Here is a 20,073-nt window from a genome sequence, read left to right as displayed (position 1 = left end):
TGAACGCAGAAGGAACAGCGGGTGCGACTAAGTGGCGGGCACAATTGCCTTCACGGGGCCGTTAGGCCGTGGCGCGGAAGGTCTGTTGTGGCTGACACGGCAGCCGCTAATACTGCGGGTAATTCAAAGCGGGAGGAAAAGCATGGCAGAAACAAGCTAGCATCAAATCGGGTGCTACTATATGGCGCTCAATCATCATTTCTAGTTTTCTTCGATCGCCTGATCTCGTGACGTGAAAGAATCATTAGCTGCGATCCCAAGACGACGTGCCAGCACTCTCGTATAGTCATGCTAGCGAAGAAAATCAGTGCGACTTCAATTACGTTGCGTACATATGGGATATTGTGATGATCCGCTAACTTGAGAAATTCGAGGCCGGCCAGACCCCAAATAATGAGGGTGAATAAGATGATTAGGATGGCAAGCTGAAATGTATATAAATAAGTCTCTAGCCCATCTGGATGCTTTTCGGCGAGATCTACAATTTCTTTTTCTTGCATTAGCGCCTGCGCATTACCCGCCCAAGCAAATGAAAGGCCAATAAAAATACTCGCCAATGGTAGGAGAACTTTTGAGGCTGCGTCCTCGATAGGAATTGTTATTGTTGCCTGAATTAAAATCGCAATCAAAATATGAAAAACCAACCAAGCGTCGAATAGCTGAAAAATGCCCGGCCTTTTACTTTCTAGACCGCAAAAAAGCCATCTCCAAAACCGCCACTGCATAATTATTGTCCTTGCCGAATTTCGGAATATTTTTCTTTAATTATAGTCCAAAGCGTACGCTTTTCATCCAGCGTTACGACTTCCTCGCCATTTACGCTGGCTTGATTTCCAGCCAACTTGCGCTTTTTGGGAGAAACATCATCCGTCAGCTGAATACGTGCCGAGGCAGAATTTCCAGCGGCAGCTGCGGAGCGGGCCAACTCCTCAAGAGGTTCTGATCCTAGCGCCTCTCCTTTGATCTTCGTCGTCCCTTCAAACCCGTCAGTTTCTTGGAGAAGCTCCTCCATTGGCCTTTGGAATTGGCGGTTTACATCAAAGGGATTTGGTCGGGTAAAACCTATCTCAAATTCCACAATTCGCTCGGCAGATTGCAGCAATTCAATAAATGATTGGGGGTCCATTATCGGATCAACTCGAAAACGAGATCGATTTTCTAATGCTGTGTCAGTCATCGATAGAGATTTCGCAAGATTCCGCGCAACTGTTGCGGCATTCTGAGAAACCTTATAATTTGGCGCAATAGCGCAAACTTGTATTTCTGCGTCGATTAGAGCGTATGTATGCGGTGCATCCTCCCCTTCTTGTTCAATAAAAGAGCCTGAATCCTCATCGTATGAGTCTTTTCTTGATTTAGTTACCTTTCCAAAAGCGAAAAATACGACATTACCCAAATCGTCTAGTATTTCATAATTCCCGATGCGCCAAAGCTGGTTTTTCCGGGTCTCTGCCTTGGGTCGTTCGGCAAGGGCCTTTGAAATTAAATAAGACGGCGTGGCATCTGGGTTTGCGAAAAGGTCTGTGTCGCGCTCCACCTTTATCCTAAAAAGTTGAAAGATCATGCCGCCACCCCGCTTACCAAATCCATCAGTTTATCGAAGTCGGTCACGACGTCGTATTTGACCTTGTCAGTCTCGATCTGTTGGTTGATCTCGTCGAAGAATTTGCGCGCGCATTTGATCTTCGTGCGCTCGATCTCGCGGAGCTTCATCGAGGACATAGAGCCCTTGGTCTCGGCCATGAAATAGATGTGCTTTACGGTCCCGCGCGTGAATGAGATGGCCCAGTCAGGATTATAGTCGCCAACCGGTGTCGGGATAAGGAACCCTCGTGGGAGCTTGGCGTAGACAACGACCTCTTCGCTGGTGTCCAGTTCGTCCACAAAGCGGCGCTCTTGGCCGGAGTCGATCACGCAATAATCGTAGATATGCTTCTTGAGCTTGTCCGTCGCGCGAGAGAAGTCCTGGCCGGTCTGTGCAGCGGTGAATATGTCGGTCTCGTAGCGATCCTCAACCTCATCGTATTGGAGCTTTTCGATCACCGCCGTGGCCTTCTGTTCCTTAATCAGGCGTGAGGCTTCCGCAATGAAATGCTCTGGATTGGATTTAAATTGGTTGAAGATTGACGCCTCAATGCCGGTCAGAATGTGCGCGACGGTTCGGCGGGTTAGCTGCGTGTTTTCCGCGACCTTGCCGACCAGATCGTAGGTTACATCGGAATAGACGAAGCCGCCTTTCTCGGTGGAAGTTTCCGTCACCTTGAAGCCCTCGCCAGACTTCAGCTGCTCGTCGGTCAGGGCGGAAGCCTGCTCGCCGCGTTGGACGGTGTATTGCAGCGGCGTCACGCGAAGTTCGCTATCAAGCGCCTTGACCGCTTTGGCGATCAGCTCTTCAGAGTCGAATTCGACGCGATAGACCGCCTTTCGATTGATCCGCGACCAAAGCTCCTGGAATTCCTTTTTCTTGAAATTCGCATTCAGCGGGTTGGTCTTGGGCTTCCGTCCATCCTCGATGCGGGGCAGCTTGCTGTCGTCAAAGACGCTATCGATCAGGTCGATGATCTGATCACGATACGGCTCAAGCTCTTCTGTGAAGCCCGGCAACTCTCCAGCATCTCTCGCCTGGTGATAGGTGTCTGTGATTGCGTCCGCGTCGTCCGTGAAGTCGTTCTTCAGAAGATAGCGGTAGATTTGCTTCGCCATCGCAGGCGTCACCTCAACCGGACCATCGTCTGTCTGGAGCACCTTGCCGGTGAAATAGTCCTCGTCGGCCTTGCGCGAGCGCGCCGAAAGTGTCTCGGCGATCTCCGTCTGAAGGCCTTTGACAAAGTCCTTGTAGCTTTCGCTCGCAACGACAGTCAGAACGTTGATTTCATGCACGAGGGACGGATGGTCGATCCGATCACCATGGCGATCGACAGACAGGCGAAGGCCACGCCCAACTTCCTGACGGCGGGATATCGTGTTGTCAGAATGCTTCAGCATGCACATGACGAAGACGTTGGGGTTATCCCAGCCTTCGCGCAGTGCTGAGTGCGAGAAGATGAACCTTACATCTCTCTTCGCTCGCTGTTCGGCGCTGTCAGATGGCCCCGAAAGGGTCAAGAGGCTTTCTTTATCCCTCAAAATAAGGTCATAGGCGTCAACATCATCCGAAAGGCCTTTTTCCTCGCCCGTCTTCTTCACACTCGGATCGACCATGCGGTTTTTCTTGTCGATCGAAAAATAGCCATTGTGCGTCCTAGCCGGATCGATGCCGCCCAAATAGGCGCGATAGTCCTCGTTATCGATTGCCAGCTCGGAGAGGTATTCCTCCTTCAGAGCGGCGTATTCGCGCTCAAACACGCGGGCGTATTCGCCTTTCTCGTCCTCTTGGCCGTAGTCGCGATACTTTTTCACCTCGTCGATGAAAAAGAGCGACAGCACCTTTATGCCTTGGGCAAAGAGCTGCTTTTCTTTGTCTAGGTGGGCCTTGATCGTTTCGCGGATTTGAATGCGGCGAATGTCATTTTCATTCACATCGCCATGGGCCTCTCCGGCGACTAGGCGCTCGCCATTTGTGAATTCGACCACGTCCTGATTAGCGTCTATCTGCGAGATAACGTAGCCGCGATATTGGTCCAGCTCGCCAGAGGCGGTGTAGAGGTCGTCCTTGAATTCGAGGCGCTTTAGCTGGCGTTTGATCTCGCCTGACTTGAGCTTCACCTCCATCTCAATGCGCGCCACAGGTGCCTTCGTCGAGATTTCGATACCTTCGAGATAGAGGTAGGCGTTTGTCCCCGCCAGGCCGCGCGTCTGGATACCGCGCACGGCGATCTTCTTCACAAGTTTCTGGTTATAGGCGTCGAGCGCGTCCAGGCGGTGAATGCGATTGTGCTGGGTTTTGTGGGTCGCCGAATAGCGCAGGATCATCAGCGGATTGAATTTTGGCAGCGCGTCAAGCGTCGCCTTGCCTTCCATCTTCTGCGGTTCATCGAGTATTAGGATTGGCCGGTTTGCGCTGATCACGTCGATCGGGCGGCGCGACTGGAAGTCATCCAGTTCATCATAAATCCGGCGATTATCCGCACCCTTGGCGTTGAATGCCTGGATGTTGATAATCATCACATTGATCCCGGCATCGCTGGAGAAGCTCTCCAGCTCATGCAGGCGTTTGGAGTTGTATGTGAAGAATCGCGCCTTCTTGCCGTAGGTCTCGGCGAAATGGTCTGCCGTAATTTGGAAGGATTTTTGTACGCCCTCGCGTATCGCGATGCTCGGCACCATCACGATGAATTTGGACCAGCCGTACCGCTTGTGCATTTCGAACATCGTCTTGATGTAGCAATAGGTCTTGCCCGTGCCGGTCTCCATCTCGATATCGAGATTGAATTTAGCGCCGGGCTTATAGCCCCCCTTGACCGGCTTACGCAGACCCTTATTGTCCAGCGTCGAGAAGTCGGTGAGCGACTTCGAAAGCGGCAGGTTTTGGCGCTTTTGAACGGCCTGAATGTTTGTCAGAAGCGCGGCATCGCCAAGCAGGACATTTTCATTCTTGAAACCGGCCTCTAACTCTAATCGAACGTCCTTGCGCTTGCCCGGATCGATCCGATAGCTGAGCGGGTTGGACTTTGGCTGCCCCTCAAAGCAATCGATCACCGCCTCAACGGCGGCGGTCTGATAGCCCTGGGTTTTGAATTTGAGCTTCATGCCGCACCCGCCCTTAGATCGATTTCACATCGGTGGCGGGGGAGAGCTGTTTGAAAATCTGCTCGACATTGATTTTCACGGCATCCGAAACAAAGCCATTGTCGCGGAACACGACGCGGGCTGGTTCATGGTTGGCCAGCTCCTTCACCAGCTCCTCGGTCACGCCGTGATCGAAGCAGGCGATCAGGTCATAGGGCTCATCATTGACGAAGAAGACGGTCTTATCGCTGATTGTCTCTCTACGGATTGGATAAGTCAGATCGACGCCCCAATCGACGAGCACCTGGAAGAGCAGGTCCTCTGGGTCTGTCCGGTTCGGCTTCACGTTTTCGACGGCGTCCAGCAGGTTGTTTTGATCGGTCTCTTCCGGCGTGTAATACGAATCGCGCATGTTGGAGCTGTCAATTTTGAGCACGCGAAAGCAAACGTCCTTGTTCCAATCGGGATGGCACTCGCCTCCTAGAATTTTCTGCCCGGCTCGCCGCATACGCTCTTTGCAAATTTCCGCGATATTCGGCTTGATGTTATTTTTTATACATGTGTTAAAAGCGTCGGCTTGATCTTTATTGTCTTTAGAGAGCGGCTCAGGAAACTGAGCAATTATTGCTGGCCTGTGTTTGCCATCATCTGCACATTGTTCAAATACAGCCTGCGCAAAAGACCCTGACCCTGCAAAGAAATCCATAACGATCGCACTTTGGCCCTCTTCGCGAGACGTTCCAAACAAGGTGATTAGATACCTTAAGAATTTCACCCCTTTGGGATAGTCAAAGATTTTGTCACCGTCGAACAACGATGAGAGTTCCGTTGCACCTCCAGAGAAGCTCCAAATATTTTTTGGTGGATTAAGCCCTGATTGCCGGAAGCCAACTGACCATTCACCAGAACGATTTTTCTCGAATACCAATTGGTCTCTTCGAGCCTTTACGGTTTCAGCGCCCCACCTCCACCTATGGAGCAGATTGCTTCGAAATCCCGGTCGGATAGGCAAGTATCCGTTAGCTATCAGTTCCTGGTCATCCTGATAAACATCTTCGATAGTGTTAAGCGGTATTTTCTCTCTATCGTAATCAAAGCGAATTTCGAAATCTCCTGAGTTCGGATTATAGTAAATAGTGAATCCCATATCTTGTCGCGTCGATAGAGGCGATGGCGCGTCGTTGAGGTTCCGAATTGTTTCTTGAACAGTGTCGACTCTATTTATATAGACGCCGTCCCGGTCTTTCGCATATATGAGACAAATTTCAGCGTTCTTTTGAATCTTTACTCCATCCCCAGATTGATTCGCGCCGGTACTGATTGTCACTTCAGACAAGAAATTTGAACGCCCAAAAACCTCATCACAAAGAGTGCGGAGCCTATGATTTTCGTTGAAGTCGATAGAGATCGCGATCACACCGTCTTCGCGGAGCAGTCGCTTGGCCAAGTTCAACCTTGGCAACATCATCGATAACCAATTCGAATGAAAACGTCCGTTAGACTCAACATTAGCAACGAATCTTTGATCATCACTTATTTGGCCCGAATTCATCAGGTAATCTGATGCGACTTCCGCAAAATTGTCCTTGTAGACCAGGTCGTCACCGCGATTGTATGGCGGATCGATATAGATGAATTTTAAATGCCCCAAATATGCATTTTGAATTAGTTTTAGTGCCTCAAGATTATCACCCTCAATGAAGATGTTGTCTGTTTTGTCGAAGCTTACACTCTCGGCGCGAACTGGCCTGAGCGTTTTTGCGATTGGCATGTTTGCTGCGAATAGCGCCTCGCGCTTCCCGGGCCAATCGAGCCGATAACGCTCTTGCGGTCCTTCAACCACATGATCTGAGAGTTCCTGGCGAAGCTGATCAAAATCGACGGCATAACGGAGTTTGCCGTTCTCATCTGTCGCTTCCGTCACGCAGCCTGGAAATAGCTCGCGGATTTTCCCGATATTCTCGTCTGTCAGGTTCGGGCTGTGCATCTTCAGTTTTTCCATCGGTCGTCCATTCGTCGTTATGCGCTGGCGGCAGGGTCGTTCTTGAGTCGGCCCCCAAGCTGTTTGAGTTCAGCGGTCGCAGCACGCAGCTCAGCGTTGATTGCGACCTTCTTGTTGAATTGCTTTTCACGGGCCAGACGCAATTTAATTCGCTCGATCTCGCGCTCTTTAACCCGTATCGCCTCTACCCGAGAGGCGCGCTCCTGAAGCGTTTCGCCCTCAAACGCTTCCCCAGGAATTAATTCTTTCAATACTTTATCATAGAGCGCGCCAAGGTCGAGGGCGCGAGGAAGCGATTTTCGCGGCTTATCCACAGGCTCCCAGTCAGACGCGAAATGCTGGCTTATCACCCACTTCGCTGCATCAGCTTCGCTGGGCCGCTTATAGGCCGCGACAAGCCTGCGCTCCTCGTCTTTCCTAAGCTCGAACAGGATCGGGAATGGGATTGCCTTATCGATCGACTGGAGCACCTCATCATCAATTTGAGGGCCACGCATGCGCAGCTCAAAAACCTGAATTTCAGGTACGCCCGGCGAGGCGGCGAGATTGATTGTTTCTGGTGCAAGCTTGTAGGCCCAGCTGATTTGGTCGACCTGATCGACAAAGCGCTGGCGCTGTTTAGCGCTTAGGCTTCCGGCCTCATAGATTTTGGATTTGGGAACAACGCGCCCGAAACGCGCGGCTCTAGGATATTCGAAACAGCCCGTCATGGCGCCTCCTGGATCACCAGGAAGGCGATCAGCTCGAAGTCGTCCAGCCCTGCGATCGTATTCACAAGCGCGGACGTTCTTCCCCCAGAAAACAGGCTGTCGATGTCCTTCTCTTCCTTAACCTCGATCATCGACCGGATAGCCGCACTGAGAAGCTCTGACTGGCGGCTCATATTCCGCCCGTCGTTGGTCGTGTCATTGAAGAGGCGACACACAGCCTGGATCGGCTCGGACTCGCCCTTGCAGCTGGCGCGCATCATGTCGAGAAGGCGCTTGACCTCTGTGTGGTCGGCAACGATCTCGCCAATCTGGCCGATATAGACGAGGTAATATGGATGCAGTCGGTTCTGCTGATTGATGTTTACCCCGTCATGGATGTTGCGCAGGGCGAATATGACACCGGGCTCCAAGCCTAGCTGGTGATCGGCTGGGACAACGGCATGCATCCCATTTGGCATACGCTCAAGATCGTCGTGATCCTTCACGTAATTGAGAAGGTCCATCCGGAAGTCGTTTAGTCCGAGGTCTGTAATCGAGACACCGGTCTTCACATCCTCCAGCTCGATAACCTCTTCCTGGAGCCGTTTTAGCTGATCCTTCCGGTAGGCAATCTCGCTAGATTTGGCAGTAAGGACGTTGTCGTCGCCGGTGGCGGTCACGTCCGCAATCATCATGCGGTTCTCGACCCGCTCTTTGAGATTGATGTACTCGTCGAGCGTGATGTCCGGCCAGTAATTGACCAGCTGGATTTCCGAGTTGGGCGATCCGATCCGGTCGATCCGGCCAAAGCGCTGAATGATCCGCACTGGGTTCCAGTGAATATCGTAATTGATCAGGTAGTCGCAGTCCTGAAGGTTTTGACCTTCGGAGATGCAGTCGGTCGCGATCAGAATGTCGATCTCGCTATCTTCGTTCGGTAGGACGAGATGCTTGTCTTTCGAGCGCGGCGAGAAGAGCGTGAGGATCGATTGGAAGTCGTAGGACTTCTTCAGCGTCGTTTTCGGCGCATCGGAACCTGTGACGCGCCCCGAGTGAAGGCCGGCGCTTTTCACCAGATCTCCAGCGATGTTCTCATAGAGATAATTCGCGGTGTCGGCGAAAGCAGTGAAGATCAGCACCTTCTTGTTACCAGGATTGAGTGGGGCTGCGATCTTGTCACGGACGTGCTTCTTTAGGTGCTGAAGCTTCGTGTCATCTTCCGGACGGATAAGATCCATTGAAGCCAGCAAAGCGTCGATGAGCGCAAGATCACCCTTCAGGTCGTGCGTCCAGGACTGAACGTCCATATCGCCCAGATTGATACGGACCTTTTTTCCAACCGTGAAGTCGCCGAGCCCGGACAGGTCTTCATCATCCGGATCAAAACTGGCCGCGTCAGCGGTATAATCAGCAATCTCGAACGCTCCTCCGTTTCTTTCGAAGTCGGCGATTGCATCAAGTGTGGAATTCAAGTTTGTCTTTAGCGAGCGTAAGGTCAAACGGAACGCTTGCACGGAGCTTTCAAGGCGTTTCAACAAATTCGTGGTCATCAGCGCCTGAAGGCTGCGTTCACGATCCACCTGTTTTAGCGCGCCCTTGCCACCCTCAACCTGGGTATCGTAGAGCGCTTCATACCTGGCGATCCGGCTGGGCAGGACGTAGTTTAATGGCGCATAAATAGCGAGCTTCATCATGCTGAGCTGCGCAACAATCTCGTTGAGACTCATAACGTCTTTCCGGGTCGTGAGCGGGCAATGGAAAGACAGCGGCTTTCGACGCTCGGGGAACTCCCCAATCTCCGTCGTATCGTAGAAGGTCTCGATATGCTTGCGCGACCGCGCGATCGTCACGCTGTCAAGAAGCTCGAAGAAATTAAAGTCGAGCATTTTGAGGATCGACGGGGCGGTGCGCTCCGCGGGTGGCAATTTCGACCAGATATTGAACGCGGTCTGGGCGCGCCGAAATATCTCCTCGATGCTGGCTTGTGATTTGAGCTTCTGACTTAAGCTCTCTGATTGGCCCTCATAGGCTAGCGCGAGCTGGTTCCGCAGATCGGAAAAATGGTTGTTCACGGGAGTCGCTGAAAGCATCAGCACCTTAGTCTTCACACCCTCGCGGATGACTTGATTCATTAGTTTTTGATACCGTGTCTCTTTGTCCTTGTAGATATCGTTGTTGCGGAAATTATGGGACTCGTCGATTACAACGAGGTCGTAATTGCCCCAGTTTACTCGGTTTAATGGAATGCCGAACGACTCTCCGCTCGTGCGCGACAAATCTGTATGGCAGAGGACATCGTAATTGAAGCGGTCCTTAGCAAAGATGTTCGTCTTCAGATTGGTGTTGAAGTTCAGCCAGTTGTCGGCGAGCTTTTTTGGGCAAAGGACCAGGACGGCGCGGTTCCGCAACTCGTAGTATTTTATAACTGCAAGCGCTGTGAAAGTTTTGCCAAGTCCGACGCTGTCAGCGAGGATGCAGCCGTTATAGGTCTCTAGCTTGTTGATGATCCCGGTGGCGGCATCCCTTTGAAAATTAAATAGTTTGTTCCAGACGACACTATCTTGATACCCGGTGAGATCATTCGGCAGAACATCCTCGTCAACCTCTTCGAGGAAGTCGTGAAAAAGGTTGTAGAGGATCAGGAAATAGACGCGTTCTGGCGAATTCTCCTGGTAGACGGACTCGATATGCGTACAGATGGCCTCGGTCACGTCCTCCAGTTTTTCCGGATCCGCCCAAATCTGGTTGAAGAGGTCGATATATGTGTCGGTGTACGGAGCACCGTCGAAGCGGTTTACGATATTCGAAACCGCGTCGCCTTTCTGATAACCTAAATCGACGGCAGTGAAGCCGTTTATCGGCATGTAAGCAGCGGGCTCCTTCGAGCCGTCCACACACATGAACTGCTGCATCGCTGACCGGGTTTTGTTCGACTTGAAGCGAGCCTTCTTGCGAATCCACTCGGCACATTCTCGGGCGATCGCTCGTTGTGTCAGCTTGTTTCGGAGCTGAATTTCAAAATCAGACCCGTAGAGGCTTCGCTCTCGCTCTGCCTTAGGAATAAAGAACTCACGGCGCTCTTTGCGGATTCTATCTGTGACCCCTTCAGGCACGAAGGTCGGAGCGGTGAAAATGAAGTCGACGCCGTCCACCTTTTGAAGCTCCAGCTTCAAAGCTTCAAAGGCATAGATCGAGAAACAAGACGCTGCGATCTTGAGGCGGTCGCCCTTGCCGAGGCTGTCCTTCAGATCATCGCCTAAGAGCGAGGTGATATTGTCGATAACCTTCACGCGAGCCCATCCTTGTTGGCAGAGTTTTCTTCAGCGGCATTCCGCGCGGTCAGGATGTTACGATCCGAGATATGGTGCCGCACGCACTCACGAATAACCTGCGCTGCAGCACGGTCGTGTGAGCGACACCCTTCAATAAGTGTTTCTCGAAGGCCTTGCCCAAATCGGATACGAAACCCAGAATTTTTATCAGACATGTCAAAAGTGTATCCATTGTGAGAACACCCGGAAAGGGTATAGCGAGCGTGACTCACAACTTTTTCAATGTGATGGCGGGACAACGTTGTTCGCTTGAGCGTGCAGACCCTTAAGAGCGCGCAAAGGCCAGGAGCCGTGTGATGTCGTGATTGTCGGCTTCGCGTAGGGCGGCCACGTATTCCTGGCGCGCTTGGTCCGGCTCCACCAGATTGGCGCTTCCCCAGGTGAAGCGAGGACGCCCGAGCTGTTTGGCGAGAAGATCGGCGGCCAAACGACCATGGCGTCCATTCCCGTTCGGAAAAGGATGGATTTCGACAAGCCGGTGATGAAACCGTATCGCAATCTCGTCCGGATCATAGGTGCCGCTTTCCATCCAGAACCGAACGTCATCGACAAGATGCCTGAGTTCTATCGGGATGCGATATGCATCAATCCCGATGTTACGGGCTGTCCTGCGAAACTGACCCGCCCATGTCCAAACACCCTTGAACATGCGCTTGTGGAGCTGGCACAAGAACGCATCATCAAGGACGTTGCGACGCCGTGAGAACGCCCACCGGTCCGCGTCGGCAATGCCAATTTGCTCAGCTTCATTCAGCTCTGCGCGCGTCGTGATGTAGGTCGGTATCAGCTGCTCCCGCTCCTCGGGCTCCAAGGGCGTATTGGCGTCATCATCATCACCAAAAAGAGGATCGCTCATTGATCCTCCCAAAGCTGGCTGGGCTTGGCGCGCATCAACTGGTCAATGAGTCTATCGCGCTCGCGCTCCAGGTCCTGGGCGCTCAAGCCCTGGGCCTCCAGCCGCATGGTGTGATGGGTGCGCCTGAGCTGCGAATCCGCGACCTCCGCAGCGCGTTCCCGAACCTGCTCCTCCAGCGACTTTCTCGGCACAAGCGCGTAGACGAGTTCGCAATTGAGCGCCTCCGCCGCCTCGCGGAGCTTGCCAAGCGTGATGGTGTCGCAGGTTTCCGATTGCTCCCAGGATGTCACAGTTGGCTGTGAAACCCCGGCCCGGCGTGCGACTTGGCGGGTCGTCATCCCCAAGGCGTCACGAATAGCGCGCAGCCAGCCTTTCGGTGGCCGCGTCAGCGCATTCTGGGACCGCAGAGCGTCCAGCCGGTTGTCGAGATGCTTGCGAGCAAGCGCTTTGGAGTTATTTTGATTATTCATAGCCTATCACCATTTTTATAAATAATAGGCTATAGGCTTTCAAAAAGCAAGCATCTGATAGGGTATTGTCGATCAAATAATGCAATTTTGATCGATCACAGCTTATCAATTATGGGCTCTTGTCTCCCTGAAAGTGGGGTTTCAAGGGCGGCGATACGTCCCTGATCCATGGTTCGGGTGCAGCGGTGGAGAGGGATGATCTCCAAGGCCCTGCTCGTGCTCAATCGGCGAAACGGTTGCCATGGGGGTATCGGGGGAGCTTGGAGGCTCTCCTGATCTGTGATCAAACGGCTGCACGTTCGGACATGGGGAGGTGTCGGAGGGGGGAGGTCATTCTCCCCTGCTGACGAGTGATGAATCGGCGATACGATTTGTTGGATGACTGAAGGCCCACGCCCTGGAACGGAAGCTGGCGCGGTCTCGGGTGAAACCCGCCGCATAAGCTGACGTGACGGGCACGGGCTCAGAGGTCATCCAAAGGCCGGGAGGGTCCACGGGAGGCGCGCAGCGGGCCTCCCTGGCGAGATTGCGGTGTACTACACCGCACATCTTGCGGTCAGCACTAAAGACGTATGCTTCAAAAAACGCCTATGGAAGCTCGCTATAATGCTGCAGCACAACACCAAAGAGGGAAACACCACGCGCCTCGATAGTCGCCTGTCGATACACGTTCAAATCTCTATGATATCGAGATAAATGTCGCCCGTTTCAATTTGCCGCCTTATATCATTCAAAATTGCTATAACAGACAAATTGAAGATCGCGCCGTTTTGTTTATACTGCGCGCGCAACGTATCAGAATTTGTATTCCAGGCAATTTCAAGATCGGCACATAGCTGAAGGAACGATTTATCAATATTTAGTGCTCTCGAGTGGCCCAAAGTATCTAAAAAGGACGCTATTCCTCGAACGCATACAGCCAATATTTTTGCCCGCATCAAATCAGGCGGATGCGTTTTGTCCGCAATAATGGCTGAATTCGCCAAGCCTGGAATTTTATCATACAAATCCTTTGGAAGCCCAAGCAGATAAGGCAAACGACTTTCCAAATGCCTCGAAAGGAAGTTGATGGTAATCTGCTTCGTAAGGCGTATAAATTTATCGGGACCATACCAGTCTAAAAGCGTATACGCGGCAGAGATGTCAGATCTAATCTCATTTGCGCAATTGTTAAAATTTTCGAGCAACAGGGTCAGGTGATTGTCCGCACAGTGCTTTCTGTACCTATTCAGGAAAAGAGTAATTTCACTTTCAATAGGAGAAGGCAAAAAATGAAAAATCTCATGTAGCAGTTCAAATTCTGCCGCGCCAAAGAAATCAAGATTGAATCGGCTGAGTGAGCCAATGTACTCTGACAACGCATAATCATTCGAAAATTGCTTATTAAAATTCTTAAGGCGTATATGACGTACCAATAATTGAGCCATCTTTGCCGTCGTGTACTCGGGACGATGCTCAAAGTTTAATGTCCCAGCTATCCGGTCTGAAAACCCGGACGCTCCAAAATACTCCGGGAGAGCGGCGGGGCGACGCACTCCGACCTGCAGCCAATTATTCGCATGGCTCCACAGATTGAGATTAATTATTAGATCATTTGAAGCGGTGCGTTGCGCCCAGGTTGTTCCATACGGACTGTATTCAACTTTAAAAATTAATTGGAGTTCGCCTAACGAATTCGATATGTTTGGATATGTTTTGAGCTTTTCTATAACGCAATGAAATAAGTGATACTCGGCAAGAGTAACCCCAGTGACCCAGTCGGCCCGCTTCTCCCAGCCTTCTAGAACAATATTTTTGACAAACTCGTTGGTCTGAAAGATCAGCCTGTATTTCTGTCCGATATAATCTTCATAGCGCTGAAAATCGTCAAATGATTCTACAAAATATCTTAGAACGTCCTCTCGCCCACGGCTGTTTAGTGCGGCAAGGATTTCGTTCATTGGGATTTGCCCGTGGCTTTTAAACTCCTGGAGCTGGGTCTAACCCACCTTGCAATATTTTGAAATAAGAGAGCCCGAGTTGCTTGGCCCTTTCGGATTCAAAAGCCGAAAGCCACTCCGAAAGCTCTGCATCTCGGGCGGAATCAAAGGCTACCGTCGATGGAAGTTTACGATTGAAATCCATTAACAACGGGTTGTAGGTTTCACTCTCGGAAATAACTTCACATAGCCGCCTGGTGCCGAAACTCGCTGCAATGTGCATGGCAGTCGCACCCGTGCGAGGGTCTTGATAGTCGCATTGAGCGCCATCCTCAATAAGGCTGATCGCGTCATTAACTTTAAATGATAATATCAAATTTATTACTTCTTGTGCTTTGTCCATGTCTAAATCCAAAAAATATTTAAAATAGTTATTTAATTTCAAGAAATGCTCCGAGATAAAATAGTCCCTATGCGTAACTGATATTAAGTTTTCATAACTGAATATCTCATGGTTATGTATATTATTCAATAAAAAATAGTATTTATCTAACAATTGATAGATCTGACTAATCGAACTCGCGACAAACTGGCTGTTTTGGAAATTTTCGACATTTATCGGTTTATTTGCCTCCCTAATAATTTGATTCACGCGCTGATAATATTGCAGGAAAAGAATGCTTTGCCTTGTCCACATATTAATTGCCCGAAAGATCAGTTCTTAGATTTATAGTCCGATGGTGTGTTATATCTCTCAAATGCAAATTTGAATCACCAAACCCGGTTGCGCTGCTCTTTTTTAGATGAACGAATAAATCTCCAATTAGTCGGAGATATTCGTTCGCCCCTCGCATGTATCCGCTTGCTGCATGTTCATCAAAATTTATCAGCCAGCCGTTAAAATACAATATCATATCTTTGTCGCGCTCAATGACCCCTGGCTTCATTTTAAACCATCCTGAAAGTTCGGCATGATGAGGCCCAAAAGCTACCGAGCAATCAATTTGATATCCATCCTCATCGATCATAATTGGACTGAATAATTCCTCTGCCATTTCTGTTGTTTGATCCTGATCAATACCTAGATAGTTTTTCAAAAGCGAAGTTATCGGAATGACTTCGACCTCGTTGCTCAAAAGTTCCTCTTCAATGAGAGCACCTTCAGCTAATAGGAACTCGATCACGGCTTGCTCGGTCTCCGATTTTAAACGGCTTTTAGTCGATTTCGGAGAGGCAAATACCCGCAATCTCTCCCCAGTTATTGGCCAGCCAGCGTCAATTTTTGACGTTGCTGGGTCAAAGTCCTGCTCGTCATTCGGGATGGATAATTCGTTGGTAGGAGACTCGATGATGCGTTGTGCCAGTAAGTGCCACGGAAGTGGTTTGCCGCCTTCGCCCTGATTGACGCGGTATTGGATTAGACGCGATCGGACTTTTTGAAGCTTCAAATCGGACACCTCTCATCCTAGTAGGCCGGTTGACTTGTTCACGTTCGCGAGGAATTTGCGAGGAATCTGCCCCCACATCGAAGGCTACAAATTTCTTCAGCGATCAACAAACAGCAGCTGAGGAAATTCGATATGACAAGTTTTGCCTGTGTAGCATGCAGCACCAACGGACGCTGTCTCCGGAAATCTGTTCGCATCGTGAGCGATCAAGAGCTTGCCGATCCGCAATTCCTGGCGGGCGTGCGCGCCACAGCCCGCGCTCTACGCGTGAGCCCCTCCGATTGGCTGGACCGCATCTACGACTTCTATCGCGATTTTGACGGTGTGATCGTCGATGCCAAGCGCAACGAAGTCTTCCTCGATCTGGAGGTCTTTGAGACCGACCACATTCGCGAGTGGTTCCGCGATTGGATTTGCAAGCCAATGGCGGAAGGCGTGCGCCCGCGTCTGCGCGGGGAATCGAAAGAGCGGATTCGGATCATAGCGACGATCCTTCGCGCTCAATTCCCGTTCGATACGATTCAATGGCTTGCCGCGAACGACAATACCCCTGCCCCCAACTAACGATGAGCCTTATCCCCCACGAACCGGCAGCTTCCGTGCGATTTTAGTTTCGAGCTTGAACGAAATCGCACGGGAGCAGCCCAATGAACCAACCCAACAAACACGGTAACCCGACCCGCTCCGTTTTCATGTCCTCGGTGCTTGGCCTGGCGAACACGCTCGCGGTTGTCGTCACCTTTTTCGGCACCCCGGCCCTTTATGGTCGGACGATCCAGTGGGTCCAATCCTACACAGCATCAAATTATGGCTACGGCCTTGAAGACTTTGTGGCGCTTGCCTGGGGCTGCGTCTGCGCCGCGCTCGTCTTCTTCATATCCCGCGCCTCCATCTCGACGGCGCTGGTGATGGGCGGCCTCGCTCTGGCGACCCGCTTTTTCTAACCCAAGAAAGGAGAATGCCAAATGTTCACCAAAAAGGAACTTAAGGGGCATGCTTATGCGCCGGTCGGCCGAGTTTACGAAAAGAAGACCGACTGGGGCGCGGTCGTGTTTTGGGGATTCATCGGCATGATGATCCTCGGCGCAATTTTGAACTGATGCCCCTTAACACCAACAGAGGAAGCCCGGATTTCGCAAGAGGTCCGGGCTTTTTCATGGAGCGCGCTATGATCAATCATGAAGACTACCGCTATGGGTCCGCCCGCTGGGCGGAGCCGTCCGAAATCGCCCATGCGGGGTTGCTCGGCGGCCCGGGCCTTCAAGTCGGCTATCTCGGCAAACGAGCGATTTCACTCGATACGGACGCGCCCATAATCACCATCGCGGGCGCAGGATCGGGCAAAATGCGTGACCTGCTATCCATGGCGGTGTCGCGCAATGCCCATAAGCGCAATTTTGTTCTCGATCCGCGCGGCGAGATCGCCGCCGTCACCATGGTCAGCTTCGCCTTCGCGAACGCGCATGTGTATTGCTGGAATCCAACCGGCATGGTTGGGCTGCCGGAACACCGGATCAATCCGCTCGATATCCTGGACTGGGATAGCCCGCATTTTCATGCGGACTGCAAATTCGTGTCGGAGAGCCTCATCCCGGCCAGCGGCTCGGCGAATGGGCGCTATTTTGAGCTGCGCGCACGCGAGTGGCTGGAGAACCTGATAAAGGCGCTCGTTGAGCGCCAAGGCCATGTCTCGTTCCCGTCTCTCTACCGCGTGATCAACATGATCGAGGGCGATCATGAAGGCTGGGCGGATATTTTGGAATCCATGCTGGAATCCAGCCTCGAAAGCGTCCGCCGGACAGCATCCGAGATGCTGACCAAGCAGCAAGAGAGCGAGAAGGAATTCGGGAGCATCATCGGCGAGGTCTATGCGCACCTGAACTTCCTGGATGATCCGATGCTCCAGGCCTCGCTGGAGAACCCCGACCTCTCGCTCAATGATTTGTGCCGCTCGCGCCATCCGCTCAGCGTATTCATCAATGTTCCCATCGAATATGTGAGCCTCTGGGCTCCGCTCTTGCGGGCGATGTTCACCGTCCAGATGCTCTACAAGTCACGCGCGCCTGCTGCGCAGCCGGTCCACATGATCGTTGATGAGGCCGGTCAGCTCGGCGGCTTTGAAGCCTTGCTGCGCGCCTTCACGTTCGGGCGCGGCGCTGGAGTGCGCACCTGGGCACTGTTTCAAGATGTGGGACAGATCATCAAGAACTATGGCGCGCCCACGCTGCAAAGCTTCCTGGGATCGGCGGCCATGCGCCAGTTTTTTGGCGTGCGTGACTATCAGACCGCGCGAATGGTCTCTGAAATGCTCGGAACGCAAACGCTCGAATACGATGACGACCTCGCCCAGGCCGCAGCGCGCAAGCAAAAGACCAATGCGGCGATGGGCGTCTTCTCAGGCTCCGATCCGTTCGAAGCCGTCGGCGAAATCAACTATCAGGCTCTCGCGGAAACCCACCGCGTAAAGCAGGCGCGTCCGCTTATGACCCCAGATGAGGTTCTGGCGCTGCCAGATGGAAAACAGGTTCTCTTCGTTTCCGGCAAGAACCTCTATCCGGTGCTAGCGGATAAGAAGCCGTATTTTCAGCGGCGCGAATTCGCCGGACGCTTCCTTCCCAATCCCTATCATCCGCCTGCGGATTCAGTCCTTATCCCCCAATTCTGGGGCTCTCGGCGCGCTAAAATCGTGAGCGAGGCCGCGCCCTATCCGTACTCGGAATTTCCGCAATATCGGTCGGGCTGGTGGCAGTACGTCGAGGGCTTCAAGCCATAGCCAAGAGGTGTTCAAAATGAGTGATCGCAACGAGAAACAGCGCCCTAGCTTCACCGCCTATCAGGTGAAGACCGACCGGGATGACAAATCGCACTTCACGAAGGTCGGCGCGGCCTTCCCGCATAAGGACGGCAAGGGCCACACCATCGCCCTGGACGCGATGCCGGTGGATGGAAAGATCGTGCTTCGCTCCGCGAAGGATCGGCTGAACGCCCCGAAGCAGGATCGCCCCTCCAAATCTCAGGATAGGGAACGGGGCTGATGAGCGCGCCAAGCGAACAAGCGAGCATCTCGACCAAGTCCGAGATGCTGATGCGGCTGCGCACTCGCCCGAAGCCTTCGGCCTCTCTCGATCTGAGGCCAGCCGTTGCGATCACCGCCGATGTTCATCGCAAGATCGCCAAGGAAAACGAAGAGCGCATTCAGCGTCTCAAGCGCTCCTTAGAGAGCGCAAGAATGAAAGCTGAGACGCATCACACATTCTCTCGCCTTGGCGGATATTCGAAAGCGCAATTCGAGCGCGCTCGATAGCGTGCGGCGCAGCAAGCTTAAACTGGCTCTGAGCTTGCGTTTTAGCGATTTTTTATGGCATAATATTTATTATAAGACGATGTAATATTTAAGGTATTTTGCGTTAAGCCCCAGATTTTTTGGGCTCGTCTGATAATTTTAGCGTGGAGAAATTCATTGGGGCGAGGGCTCGTCCCAAAACAGAGGAGATTTGCTCTGTGAAAGATATACACAAAAAGCATGTCGAGCGCGTTCGGTCCTTGGGATACTCGGAGGAACAAGCTCATGACCTTATCCACAAACTCTCGAACATAATGACGGCCTTCATTGATGCGGCCTGGGGCGTTCACCCCGTTCAACTCGCGAAAAATGAGGCTATTCGTGGAGATTCCAGGTGTGATAACATCGGAACAAACACCAAACAAAAAATTGAGGGGCCAGCCGAGCGCAGATCGGATGGCTAGGGATTCGATGGAAATACTAAATACTGGAAAGAAGGCTGTTATCTATTGCCGCGTGTCTGACACGAAGCAGACCACGCGCGGAACCGGGCTGAAGTCGCAGGAAACGCGCTGCCGCGAATATGCCGCGATGCGCGGATATCAGGTCGTCTACGTTTTTACGGACGATGCCTCTGGCGGCCTCATCAATCGCCCTGGCATGCAACGCATGCTGGGCTTTCTCAAACAAAATAAGCGCAATCCGCATGTCGTCATCATCGACGATATCAGCCGCCTTGCGCGCGGCCTGCAAGCCCACCTCGAATTGCGCTCCGCGCTGACCAAAGCGGGCGGGATTCTTGAATCTCCCTCTATCGAGTTTGGAGAGGATAGCGATAGCCAGCTGATCGAGAACCTTCTAGCGAGCGTGTCTCAGCACCAGCGCCAGAAGAACGGCGAGCAAACCCTCAACCGGATGCGTGCCCGTGCATCGAATGGCTACTGGGTATTCCAGGCTCCGCTCGGCTATCGATTCGAGCGTATGAGCGGCCAGGGCAAAGTGCTCGTTCGGGACGAACCATTGGCTTCTGTGGTCCAGGAAGGGCTTGAGGGCTACGCGAACGAGCGGTTTTCGACGCAAGCCGAAGTGATGCGCTTTTTTGAATCGCACACCTGTTTCCCCAAAAATCGGCGCGGCGAAGTGACCGGCCAGCGGGTCAACGATATCCTGACCCAGCCGCTTTATGCCGGTTATCTCGAACTGCCGCGCTGGGATATTGAGCTCCGACCGGCAAAGCATGAAGGTCTGATCGACTTCGAGACGTTCGAGAAGATCCATCAGCGTCTGAACGGCGTTGCGCGCTTACCGGCTCGCAAGGATATCAGCGACGATTTTCCATTGCGCGGCTTCGTCCAGTGCGGCTGCTGCGGCAAGCCGCTCACGGCCTGCTGGTCGAAGGGGCAGAA

At 52.3% G+C, this 20,073-nt stretch carries 18 protein-coding genes; 5 read left to right on the top strand and 13 right to left on the bottom strand.

The genetic code is table 11. The annotated features are described in order from the left end of the window. Positions 1–188: 188 nt before the first annotated feature. The 11 genes from L2D01_05405 to L2D01_05355 all read right to left on the bottom strand — a co-directional run bounded on the left by L2D01_05405 (position 189) and on the right by L2D01_05355 (position 15,393). Complete coding sequence (locus tag L2D01_05405; protein ID WBQ11219.1) at positions 189–725, bottom strand: hypothetical protein; 537 nt, start codon at positions 723–725, stop codon at positions 189–191. Between the two features lie 2 nt (positions 726–727). Continuing rightward, entirely contained in the window at positions 728–1,564 is an 837-nt protein-coding gene (locus L2D01_05400; protein WBQ11218.1) for a hypothetical protein, read from the bottom strand. Next, positions 1,561–4,689, bottom strand: a complete 3,129-nt coding sequence (locus tag L2D01_05395) for a DEAD/DEAH box helicase family protein (protein WBQ11217.1) — start codon at positions 4,687–4,689, stop codon at positions 1,561–1,563. The genes L2D01_05400 and L2D01_05395 overlap by 4 nt, the downstream gene beginning before the upstream one ends. A gap of 13 nt (positions 4,690–4,702) precedes the next feature. Further along, complete coding sequence (locus L2D01_05390) at positions 4,703–6,670, bottom strand: site-specific DNA-methyltransferase (protein ID WBQ11216.1); 1,968 nt, start codon at positions 6,668–6,670, stop codon at positions 4,703–4,705. Positions 6,671–6,687: 17 nt separating this feature from the next. Continuing rightward, positions 6,688–7,380 (bottom strand): DUF4391 domain-containing protein, encoded by a 693-nt coding sequence (locus L2D01_05385; GenBank protein WBQ11215.1) that lies wholly within the window; start codon positions 7,378–7,380, stop codon positions 6,688–6,690. Further along, a complete protein-coding gene (locus L2D01_05380) occupies positions 7,377–10,649 on the bottom strand; it encodes an SNF2-related protein (protein WBQ11214.1) in 3,273 nt (1,090 codons plus the stop codon). The genes L2D01_05385 and L2D01_05380 overlap by 4 nt, the downstream gene beginning before the upstream one ends. 307 nt (positions 10,650–10,956) lie before the next feature. Continuing rightward, positions 10,957–11,547, bottom strand: coding sequence for a mobile mystery protein B (locus tag L2D01_05375; protein WBQ11213.1), 591 nt, complete (start codon positions 11,545–11,547; stop codon positions 10,957–10,959). Next, positions 11,544–12,017, bottom strand: a complete 474-nt coding sequence (locus tag L2D01_05370) for a mobile mystery protein A (protein ID WBQ11212.1) — start codon at positions 12,015–12,017, stop codon at positions 11,544–11,546. The genes L2D01_05375 and L2D01_05370 overlap by 4 nt, the downstream gene beginning before the upstream one ends. 671 nt (positions 12,018–12,688) lie before the next feature. Then, positions 12,689–13,957 (bottom strand): hypothetical protein, encoded by a 1,269-nt coding sequence (locus L2D01_05365; protein ID WBQ11211.1) that lies wholly within the window; start codon positions 13,955–13,957, stop codon positions 12,689–12,691. Positions 13,958–13,976: 19 nt separating this feature from the next. After that, the gene (locus tag L2D01_05360) at positions 13,977–14,381 is read right to left on the bottom strand and encodes an ankyrin repeat domain-containing protein (GenBank protein ID WBQ11210.1); all 405 of its coding nucleotides are present in this window, start codon (positions 14,379–14,381) and stop codon (positions 13,977–13,979) included. Positions 14,382–14,634: 253 nt separating this feature from the next. Continuing rightward, positions 14,635–15,393: a hypothetical protein gene (locus L2D01_05355; protein WBQ11209.1), complete on the bottom strand. Its 759-nt coding sequence runs from the start codon at positions 15,391–15,393 to the stop codon at positions 14,635–14,637. A 189-nt stretch (positions 15,394–15,582) separates the two neighbouring features. Here L2D01_05355 and L2D01_05350 point away from each other — a divergent pair, with 189 nt between their 5' ends. From L2D01_05350 to L2D01_05330, 5 genes are all read left to right on the top strand, one after another. Next, a complete protein-coding gene (locus L2D01_05350; GenBank protein WBQ11208.1) occupies positions 15,583–15,948 on the top strand; it encodes a hypothetical protein in 366 nt (121 codons plus the stop codon). Between the two features lie 83 nt (positions 15,949–16,031). Then, positions 16,032–16,328 carry a hypothetical protein gene (locus tag L2D01_05345; GenBank protein WBQ11207.1) on the top strand — a complete coding sequence of 99 codons (297 nt, stop codon included), beginning with the start codon at positions 16,032–16,034 and terminating at the stop codon, positions 16,326–16,328. A gap of 224 nt (positions 16,329–16,552) precedes the next feature. After that, complete coding sequence (locus L2D01_05340) at positions 16,553–18,157, top strand: type IV secretory system conjugative DNA transfer family protein (GenBank protein WBQ11206.1); 1,605 nt, start codon at positions 16,553–16,555, stop codon at positions 18,155–18,157. 16 nt (positions 18,158–18,173) lie between these two features. Further along, positions 18,174–18,419, top strand: coding sequence for a hypothetical protein (locus L2D01_05335; protein WBQ11205.1), 246 nt, complete (start codon positions 18,174–18,176; stop codon positions 18,417–18,419). After that, positions 18,419–18,688: a hypothetical protein gene (locus L2D01_05330; protein ID WBQ11204.1), complete on the top strand. Its 270-nt coding sequence runs from the start codon at positions 18,419–18,421 to the stop codon at positions 18,686–18,688. Before L2D01_05335 ends, L2D01_05330 begins: the two co-directional genes overlap by 1 nt. A 459-nt stretch (positions 18,689–19,147) precedes the next feature. On the opposite strand, the gene L2D01_05325 is transcribed toward L2D01_05330, so the two are convergent. After that, entirely contained in the window at positions 19,148–19,426 is a 279-nt protein-coding gene (locus tag L2D01_05325) for a hypothetical protein (protein ID WBQ11203.1), read from the bottom strand. A gap of 99 nt (positions 19,427–19,525) precedes the next feature. Then, positions 19,526–19,945: a hypothetical protein gene (locus L2D01_05320; protein WBQ11202.1), complete on the bottom strand. Its 420-nt coding sequence runs from the start codon at positions 19,943–19,945 to the stop codon at positions 19,526–19,528. Positions 19,946–20,073 lie beyond the last annotated feature (128 nt).

This window comes from Hyphomonadaceae bacterium ML37, assembly GCA_027627685.1.
In the GTDB taxonomy this organism is placed as follows: domain Bacteria; phylum Pseudomonadota; class Alphaproteobacteria; order Caulobacterales; family Maricaulaceae; genus Oceanicaulis.
This window is presented reverse-complemented; position numbering and strand designations above follow the sequence as displayed.